Origin of the sequence: Alcanivorax sp. HI0007, assembly GCF_001635525.1 — a bacterium.
In the GTDB taxonomy this organism is placed as follows: domain Bacteria; phylum Pseudomonadota; class Gammaproteobacteria; order Pseudomonadales; family Alcanivoracaceae; genus Alcanivorax.
Window position 1 is genome coordinate 62,425 of the sequence record NZ_LWEJ01000251.1, and the last position, 9,682, is coordinate 72,106.

The 9,682-nt window shown below is 59.4% G+C and carries 8 protein-coding genes; 3 read left to right on the forward strand and 5 right to left on the reverse strand.

Features of this window, described 5'->3' with window-relative positions; translation table 11 throughout:
- The first annotated feature begins 3 nt into the window (after positions 1–3).
- From A3714_RS13900 to A3714_RS13910, 3 genes are all read left to right on the forward strand, one after another.
- Complete coding sequence (locus tag A3714_RS13900) at positions 4–1,428, forward strand: aldehyde dehydrogenase family protein (protein WP_063508103.1); 1,425 nt, start codon at positions 4–6, stop codon at positions 1,426–1,428.
- Between the two features lie 183 nt (positions 1,429–1,611).
- Complete coding sequence (locus A3714_RS13905; RefSeq protein ID WP_062817949.1) at positions 1,612–2,550, forward strand: metal-dependent hydrolase; 939 nt, start codon at positions 1,612–1,614, stop codon at positions 2,548–2,550.
- Between the two features lie 189 nt (positions 2,551–2,739).
- Positions 2,740–4,788, forward strand: a complete 2,049-nt coding sequence (locus A3714_RS13910; protein ID WP_231866107.1) for a TonB-dependent receptor — start codon at positions 2,740–2,742, stop codon at positions 4,786–4,788.
- Between the two features lie 184 nt (positions 4,789–4,972).
- Here the strand turns inward: A3714_RS13910 and A3714_RS13915 are convergent, their stop codons facing one another.
- The 5 genes from A3714_RS13915 to A3714_RS13935 all read right to left on the reverse strand — a co-directional run.
- Positions 4,973–5,743, reverse strand: a complete 771-nt coding sequence (locus A3714_RS13915; RefSeq protein ID WP_062817951.1) for an SDR family NAD(P)-dependent oxidoreductase — start codon at positions 5,741–5,743, stop codon at positions 4,973–4,975.
- A gap of 219 nt (positions 5,744–5,962) precedes the next feature.
- Positions 5,963–6,727, reverse strand: a complete 765-nt coding sequence (locus A3714_RS13920; RefSeq protein WP_063508105.1) for an SDR family oxidoreductase — start codon at positions 6,725–6,727, stop codon at positions 5,963–5,965.
- A gap of 146 nt (positions 6,728–6,873) precedes the next feature.
- Positions 6,874–7,920, reverse strand: a complete 1,047-nt coding sequence (locus tag A3714_RS13925; protein WP_063508106.1) for a phosphotransferase family protein — start codon at positions 7,918–7,920, stop codon at positions 6,874–6,876.
- Positions 7,921–8,000: 80 nt separating this feature from the next.
- Positions 8,001–9,209: an acyl-CoA dehydrogenase family protein gene (locus A3714_RS13930; RefSeq protein WP_063508107.1), complete on the reverse strand. Its 1,209-nt coding sequence runs from the start codon at positions 9,207–9,209 to the stop codon at positions 8,001–8,003.
- Positions 9,210–9,266: 57 nt separating this feature from the next.
- Positions 9,267–9,682: histidine phosphatase family protein (locus A3714_RS13935; protein ID WP_197463421.1), on the reverse strand; the 416-nt coding region annotated here is incomplete at its 5' end.

Genomic DNA, 9,682 nt, shown 5'->3' on the forward strand with positions numbered 1-9,682 from the left:
CCCATGGGCTCGCTGCAACAGTTCTATATCAATGGCCATTGGGTCGCCCCTGCCGATGGCGCCGGCAGCCACACCGTGATTAACCCGGCCACGGAGAAATCATTGGGAGAGCTGGCCATGGGTGGCGCGGCGGATATCGATGCCGCCATCAGCGCCGCGGCGGCGGCCTTTCCGGCATTCAGTGCCGAACCCCTGGAAACCCGCCTGGGATACCTGGAACGCATTGCTGAAGGCTACCAGGCGCGGCTGGAAGAGATCGCCCAGGCCATCAGCCAGGAGATGGGCGCCCCCATTAGCCTGGCCCGCAAGGTGCAGGCCCCCATGGGACTGGGCCACCTGAAAACGACCCTGGCCGTGGCGCGGGACTTCCCTTTTGAGGAGCAGCTTGGCCAAGCGCAGATCCGACGGGCCGCTGCCGGCGTCTGCGCCCTGATCACCCCCTGGAACTGGCCCATGAACCAGGTCATGTGCAAGGTGGCCCCGGCCATCGCCGCGGGCTGCACCATGGTGCTCAAGCCCAGCGAATTTGCCCCCCTGTCGGCACAGATTCTGGCGGAAATCATGGACGAGGCCGGCCTGCCAGCCGGGGTGTTCAATATGGTTCATGGCGATGGCGCCCAGGTCGGCCCCATGCTGTCCAGTGATCCGCGTATTGATGTGGTCTCCCTGACCGGCTCCACCCGGGCCGGCGAGTCTGTCAGCCGCGAAGCCGCCGCCACCATCAAGCGGGTATCCCTGGAGCTGGGTGGCAAATCCGCCAATATCCTGTTGCCGGGCTGCGATATGCAAAAAGCGGTGACCCATGGGGTGCGGGCCATGATGAACAACACCGGGCAAAGCTGTAACGCCCCCTCCCGAATGCTGGTCCCCGCCGACCGGTTAGCCGAGGCTGAAGCCATTGCCGCCCAGGCCTGCGACAGTATTGTGGTGGGCGATCCGCAGAACGAGGATACCGTCATCGGCCCCATCGCCAACGGCCGTCAGTACCAGCGAGTGCAATCCATGATTGAGACAGGCCTCCAGGAAGGAGCAACATTGGTAGCCGGTGGCACCGGCAAACCACCGGGCATGGAAGCCGGCTATTTCGCCCGCCCCACGGTCTTCAGCCAGGTCAGCAACACCATGACCATTGGCCGCGAGGAAATCTTCGGCCCGGTGCTGGTGATGATCCCCTACCAGGACGTGGACGAGGCGGTGGCCATTGCCAACGACTCGGACTATGGCCTGTCCGGTTATGTGTACGGAGAAGACAGTGACGCCCGGGCGGTGGCAGCCCGCTTGCGTACCGGCATGGTGCATATCAATGGCGCCGGCCCGGATCTGCAGGGCGCCTTTGGTGGCTTCAAGCAATCCGGCAATGGCCGCGAATGGGGCCGCTTCGGGCTGGAGGAGTTTCTGGAGACCCAGTCATTGTTCCTCCCTCACTGATAGAACCTCTTCACCTGTCATTTACGGACACAAAAAGACCTCTTTTGTGTACTGGCACTAGCGCCCCGGCAGGGGCGCGAAAGTGCCATTTACCTGTTGTGCTGTAACCCTGAGTATCGTGACATTCTTTAATGTCACAGTTTGACATCCACCGGTAATAACCGGTCGGGACCAGGAGGACACATGACAACAACAGCATCCAGCAACATCAAGGCCGGTCAGCAGAGCGCTCAGAAAATGCCGTTGGGCGCCACCGTGAACATTCCGCCCCGTCGCCTGGACTTCCAGTTCGACGACAAAACCACGGCGCGGTATTTCTATGACAATGACCCCTTCCTGAGCGCATTCTGGCTGAGCTTGTCTGCCCTGTTCCCGGAAGGCGAAGCCTTTTTCGTGGATTCCGTGCGCCACTATCGCAAGGACATCACCGATCCCAAACTGAAAGCCCAGGTGGCTGGCTTCATCGGCCAGGAAGCCATGCACAGTAAAGAGCATGAAGCCTGGAACGAAATGGGTGTGAAATTCGGTTACCCCACTGACAAACTGGACAAGACCCTGGGCAAGTTGCTCGGTCTGGTGCAGAAACGCACGCCGAAAATCTTCCAGCTGGCCGCCACGGTCTGTCTGGAGCATTACACCGCCATCATTGCCGAGCAGCTGCTGCGGGAGCCGGAACACCAGGCCCGCATTCTCGACGACGCCACTGCCAAGCTGTGGCTGTGGCACGCGCTGGAAGAAAACGAGCACAAGACCGTGGCCTATGACGTGTACGAAAAAGTCAGCGGCAACTATGCCATCCGCGCCGGGGCCATGATTCCCACTACCGTGATCTTCTTCGCGGTACTGGCTGCCTTCCAGGCACGCATGCTGGCCTCCGATGGTCGCCTGCTGAACGTCAAGAACAACTGGAACGGCATCAAGTTCCTGTTCGGACGCAAGGGGCTGTTCACCAAGCTGGCGCCCCAGTACCTGGACTTCTTCAAGCGCGATTTCCACCCGTCCCAGCATGACACCGACGCCCTGCTGGACGAATGGCGGGAAAAACTCTTCGGCGACCAGGGCCTGCTCACCGAGCAACACGCCCAGGCCAGCCAGCGCAAGGGCAAGAAGAAAGCCCACTGATCGCGTCTGTTTCTCAGGGCCGCTTTATGCGGCCCTTTTTTATTGCACGCTTTATGCTCCACGGAACATGTAGGGTGCACTGAGCCTAAGGCGAACGGCACCTTACTATCCACCCAGCGACTTCTGTGCTTCTTCACTTGCTTCCACGACAGCGTACTGTAGAACAGTAGCAACCCTGGGATGAGATTCATGAAGCGTCGTTATTTAACCGTTTTCCTGCTGCTGCCTCCGCTTTCACTGCTTGCCGATCCGGTGACTCTTGAGCCGGTGACCGTCACCAGCACCCGTATGGAAAGGCCCCTGGCCGACACACCCGCCGCCGTAACGGTCGTCAATGCCGACAGCAATTTGCGGGGCCAGACCCGTCTGCAACTGGATGAAAGCCTAAACCGGGTCCCGGGCCTTTATCTGCAGAACCGTTACAACTTCGCCCAGGGCTTGCGCCTGTCATCACGGGGTTTTGGTTCCCGTGCCCCCTTCGGGGTCAGGGGGCTGCGTCTGAATGTGGACGGTTTCCCGGAGACCCTGCCGGACGGCCAGTCGCAACTGGACAGCATCGATCTGTTTGCAGTGGAACAGCTCACTGTATTGCGTGGCCCCAGCTCCCTGTTCTACGGCAACGCCACCGGTGGCGTGGTGGACATCGACACCCGATCCGGAAAAACCCGCAGCGATGCCGCCAGCGTATCCATGATCGGTGGCAGCCACGGGCTGACACAAGCCAATGTGCAGACCCGCGGCCGCCATGGCCCGGGCCATCACGCTCTCAGCCTGACCGCGCTGGATTACCGCGGCTTTCGTGAACAAAGTGAAGTGCGCAAATACCAGTTCACCGGCCAGGCTGGCTGGGATCTTGCCGACACCCGCTCAATGACGCTCTTCCTTACCGCCATGGATACCCCCGTTGCCCAGGACCCGGGGGGGCTGACCCGACAACAGGCTCACCAGGACCGGCGACAAGCCAGCTCCTTTGCTACCCGGCTGGATGCCGGCCAGCAGGTCGACCAGCAGCGTCTCGGGCTGCATTACCGCGATGAAGCCTTCGCCAATGGGTTGCTCAATGCCCGCGCCTTTGTCAGCCAGCGGGACTTCCGCCAGCAACTGCCCTTTCCCGGCAGCAGCCTGATCGATTACCAACGACGTTTTTACGGCACCCGCCTGGATTACACCCTGCCCTTCACCATATTGGCACGCCCCCATCGGCTACTGCTCGGTGTGGACCTGGATCGCCAGGAAGATGACCGTGGCCGCCGTGCGGTCAGTGCCACCGGCAACATCACTGCGGTGACCGCCGACGAAGACCAGCACGCCAGCGCCGAGGGGATCTTCCTGCAACTGGACAGCCATCTGTCCGACCATCTGATGTTCACGGTCGGTGGCCGGGCGGACCGGTTGCGCATGACCATCGACGATGCATTACTGACTGATGGCAACGACAGTGGTCGCCGGGAGTTTGAAGAACACAGCTACAGTGCCGGGCTGAGCTGGCAAGTCGGCCCCGCCCACACGCTCTACACCACAATCAGTTCTGCCTTCGAAAGCCCCACCTTCACTGAGCTGGCCAACCCTTCAGGAAGCGGTGGCTTCAATCCGGACCTGGAGCCCCAAACCGCACTCAACCGGGAAGTGGGTGCCCGTGGCACACTCGGTGAACGGCTCTTTTATGAGGCGGCACTGTTCCGGGTGGACGTGGAGGACGAAATCACCCCCTACCAGATCGACGGCCGCACCTTTTACCAGAATGCCGGAAAGACTCGCCGCGATGGCCTGGAGCTGGGGCTGGAACATGCCACCACCGACCGGTTGACCCTGTCTCTTTCCTGGACCTGGTCCGACTTCCGTTTCCAGGAATTTTTCGACACCCAGCAGAATGTGGATGTGAGCGGCAACCGGTTACCTGGCACCCCGCAACATCAGCTATTTGCAGAGCTTGACTGGCAGGCGGAAAGCGGCCTGTTTGCATCAGTGGAGTCGATACTGGGCAGCCACCGCTATGCGGAAAACACCAATCGCACCCGGGTCGGCAGCCAGGTCCTGGTGAACCTGCGGGGCGGCAAGGCATGGAAACTGAACCAACAGACGCTGACCCTGTTTGCCGGCATCAACAACTTGCTGGACCGTGACTACTACAGCAACCTGCGCATCAACGCCAACAGCGACCGGCCAGTAGAAAACCGCGGCTACTTCGAACCCGGCCCGGGCACAACCTATTACTCTGGCATCACGCTGGATTGGTAACTCCCGTTCTTGCGGGAGCTAGACGTGTATGGCACATCATGGGGTGTATCGACCGCTAAGTTCTGGGTAAAACCTAGGCTCAGTGCACCCTACGTGCTGAAAAAGCACCGGTGCTTGCGAACATAAAAAAGCCCCGGTCACATTTGCACGACCGGGGCTTTGCCTTTCTTCTCGCCAACATCAATCAGAACGCAGACACACCACCATCCACGGCAATGGCCTGGCCATTCATGTAGCTGTTGGCCGGCGACAACATCATCAGCATGACGGTGACGATTTCCTCCGGCTGGCCCAGCCGCTTCATGGGGCAGCCGGACGCCAGCATGGCATGCATTGCTGCCTTGTCCTGGGATAGCTCCCCTTCATCCACCATGGGCGTATGGGTATAGAACGGGCAGATCGCATTGACACGGATATTGCGTTTCGCCATCTCCACGGCGGCGGTTTTGGTCAGGCCGATCACCGCATGCTTGGCAGCGGAATAGGCGCCGATTTTGGGTGCTCCCCCGAGCCCGGCCATGGAGCTTACGTTGACGATGCTGCCACCGTTTTCTTTCATGGCAGCAATCTGATGCTTCATACCGAACATCACCCCTTTCACATTCACGTTCACCTGCTGATCCAGCACTTCCTCGGTGAGCTGATCGAAAGGAATAAAGCCATGGGCAATACCCGCATTGTTCACCGCCATATCCAGGTGGCCAAACTGCGCCAGGGCCGTTTCCACCATGGCCTTGCAGTCCGCTTCGCGGGACACATCACAACGCAACGCCGCCACTTTGACACCCTGCTCCGCCAGCCCCTCGGCTTGCGCATTCAGGGCATCCATATTGATGTCCCCCAGCACCAGCGCGGCCCCACGCTTGCCCAGCTCTTCCGCCAGCAACTTGCCGAAGCCGCTGGCAGCGCCGGTGATCAGTGCCGTCTTGCCGGTAAAATCGAGGATTGGATCCATGAAAGATTCTCCTGATAATTAAGTCGCCACGGGCTATAAACCCAGCTCGCTCAGACTGGCCGTAGGAGCGTCGCTGGCGGCGCGATGTCAGACTCGGACCAAGCTTCCGGTTTTCTGGAGAAATCTGTCGAGCTCCGGAATGCCTGATCGACCTGCGTGCGTTACTCCGCTACGTTCCTACAGCGGCTTTGTAGAAAGCCCGAATTATGCTGGTAGCGATTAGATGGTCATCCCACCATCCACAACGACACACTCACCGGTCACGTAGCTGGACGCATCGGAAACCAGATACAGCACGGTGCCGGCCATCTCTTGCGGATCCGCATGACGGCGCATGGGGATTTCCTTGATGGCGGAATCGTAGATGTCCTCGTTGGTAAACAGGGCACCGGCAAACTTGGTTTTGGTCAGGCCCGGCAACAAGGCATTGACCCGCACGTTGAACTGGGCGCATTCCTGGGCGAAAGATTTGGTCATGCTGATCACCGCCGCCTTGGAAATGGAATAGACGCCCTGCATGTCACCCGGGGTCAGGCCGTTCACGGATGCCGTGTTCACGATGGCACCGCCACCGTGCTCACGCATGAGCTTGGCGCCTTCCACGGACATGTAGAAATAACCGCGCAGGTTCACGTCCACGGTCTTGTCGAAAGCATCCACCGGGGTATCCAGGATGTGCCCGAAGTACGGGTTGGCGGCAGCGTTGTTGACCAGAATATCCAGTTTGCCGTGAACCTCACGGATATGGGAAAACACGGCTTCGATCTGCGCCATTTCCCCAATATGGCAGGCAAAGGCTTCGGCACTGCCACCGTCAGCCTTGATGGCATCGGCCACGGCCTGACAACCGTCGATCTTGCGGCTGGACACGATCACGTGGGCGCCCTGCTCCGCCAGCAATTTGGCAATCTCTTCGCCAATCCCCCGGCTGGCACCGGTGACCAGGGCAATCTTGCCCTCAAGGTTAAAAAGGGTGGTACTCATTACGACTCTCCCGATAAAAAGCGTCAAGCTACAAGCTGCAAGCTTCAACGCGAGCAGACCCTGTAGCCATTCGAAAAACGGAAAAACCGCGCCGCAACGTCAACGCGGTTTTCCTTGTAGCTTCAGGCTTGCAGCTTGAAGCTGCTTTACGCCCCTTCTTTGATGATCTGTACAGCCATGGACGCCAGTGGCTCGACCAGCGCGCCGACCTGAGCCGCTTCCTTGCTGGAGGCGTTGCCGTCTACGGCCCGTTTCGCCACACCCTGGCAGATGGCAGCAAGACGGAAGAAACTGAAGGCCAGATAGAATTCCCAGTTGTCGATGCGGTCGATACCGCGACGCTGGCAGTACTGGTCCACATACTCTTTTTCCGTGGGGATCCCCAATGCCTTGCGATCCACACCCTGCAGGCCCGCCATCTTGGCGCCCCGCTGTGGCATGCGCATCCCCATGCACTGATAGGCCAGGTCCGCCAGCGGGTGACCCAACGTGGACAGTTCCCAATCCAGCACTGCGATGACTTTCGGCTCACTGGGATGCCACATCATGTTGTCGAGACGATAGTCGCCGTGTACCAGTGACACCTGACCATCGTCCTCTGGCTGTTTGGCCTGCAGCCAGGCGATCAGCTCGTCCATGGCCGGGATATCCTGCAACTTGGACGCCTCGTACTGTTGGGTCCAGCGCCCCAGTTGCCGCTCGAAGTAGTTGCCGGGCTTGCCGTAATCCGCCAGGCCGACCTCGTCCAGATCGACACTGTGCAGGGCCGCGAGCACCCGGTTCATTTCCTGGTACATGGCCGCACGGGTAGCATTGCCCGCTTCGCCCTCGCCGGCTTCCGGCAAGGACGCGCCCCACAGAATGCGCCCCTCACAGAATTCCATCACGTAGAACATGGAACCGATCACATCCCGGTCTTCGCACAGATGTAATACCTGCGGCACCGGGACGTCCGTGTCTTTCAGGGCCGCCATGACACGGAACTCGCGATCCACCGCATGGGCAGACTTGAGCAACTTGCCCGGCGGTTGCCGGCGCAACACATAGGCACCGGACGGCGTGGTGATCTTGAAGGTGGGGTTGGACTGGCCGCCGTCGAACTTGTCAGCCTCGATGGGCCCCTTGAAGCCATCAATATGCTGCTCGAGGTATGCGGCCAGTTTCTGTGTATCCAGCGTATCCACCTGGGACATGGAGCTCTCCTGTTTTTCTCTGTCTGCTGCGCAATAGGCAAAGCCCGGGGTGTCTTCACACCCCGGGCAAACACCGCTTCTCAGGCGAAATATTTGGCCAGATTACGGCCCAGTTGCATCATGTGCACCTGGTCCGGACCATCCGCCAGCCGTAGGGTACGGGCATAGCTGAAGAAGTTGACCAACGGTGTATCCTGGCTCAGCCCCACCGCACCGTGGACCTGAATCGCCCGATCAATCACATTTAACGCCATATTGGGCGCCACCACCTTGATCATAGCGATCAAATCCTTGGCGACTTTGTTACCTTCGCGATCCATGGTGTCCGCCGCCTTCAAGGTCATCAGCCGTGCCTGCTCGATTTCACACCAGGATTTGGCCAGGTCCTCACGCACGGAACCCTGCTTGCTCATGGGCTGACCGAACACCACGCGCTCGTTAACGCGCTTGGCCATCAGTTCAAACGCTTCCTGCGCGGCACCGATCAGGCGCATGCAATGGTGAATGCGGCCTGGGCCCAGGCGGCCCTGGGCAATTTCGAAACCACGGCCTTCACCCAGAATCATGTTTTCCTTGGGCACCCGTACATTCTCAAACACCACTTCCGCATGCCCTTCCGGCGCATCGTCGTAGCCAAACACCTTCATGGGGCGCACGATGTTGACCCCGGGGGTGTTGGTGGGCACCAGAATCTGGGATTGCTGTTGATGGCGGTTCGGGTTATCCGGGTCGGTCTTGCCCATCACGATCATGATCTCGCAGGTCTTGCGCATGGCACCGCTGATATAAAACTTGCGGCCATTGATCACGTAATCATCGCCGTCCCGCTCGATGCGGGTTTCGATATTGGTAGCATCGGACGACGCCACTTCCGGCTCGGTCATGGCAAAGGCGCTGCGAATACGGCCTTCCAGCAGCGGTTGCAGCCAGTCTTTCTTCTGTTGCTCGTTACCGTACTTGGCCAGCACTTCCATGTTGCCGGTATCCGGCGCGGAACAGTTAAAAGCTTCCGAAGCGATACGGCTGCGGCCCATTTCCTCGGCCAGCGGTGCGTATTCCAGGTTACTCAAGCCGGCACTGTATTCCCCGTATTCCTTGGGCAGGAACAGGTTCCACAACCCTTTGGCGCGGGCTTTCTCTTTCAGCTCTTCCATCACCGGCGGCGTTTCCCACGGGCTTTTTTCCAGCTGTTCGTGGTACAGGCCTTCCACCGGACGGATCTCGGTATCGATGAAATGGCGAACCTGGTTGATCAGGTCCTGCACTTTTTCCGTGTATTGAAAATCCATGTCGCTCTCCCTTGTCGCGTGTTCGTTTACAGTCTTGGTGCTGCGTAAAAAACGGAATTAAAAATAGGTAATGGCCTCGAACCGATCCGGACGATCCAGATGCGGCACATTATTGAAACTGGCCATGCGCACTACCTTGTTATTGAAAAAACCGTGGCTGACGCTGCTGTTGCGAATCTGCAGGTTCAACTCCACCACGGTGTCATCGGCCGCATTCAGGGCATGCTTGAGAAACATGGCCATGGCACCGCCGGAACTGACGATGAGAATGCGATCTTTGTCGCTGTACTGTTGCTGGATATGGTGACGCGCCGCCAGCACCCGGTCGGAAAAATGTTGCCAGCTTTCCGGCAGATCGCCGCTCAGCTCGTCCAGGCGCCAATGCTTCATGGCCGTTTTCAGTGCCTTGTAGAACGCCGCCACCGGCGCGCCCTCCGCAGGTGCCTGTTCCGGGAACTGCGTCAGGTAGGCAT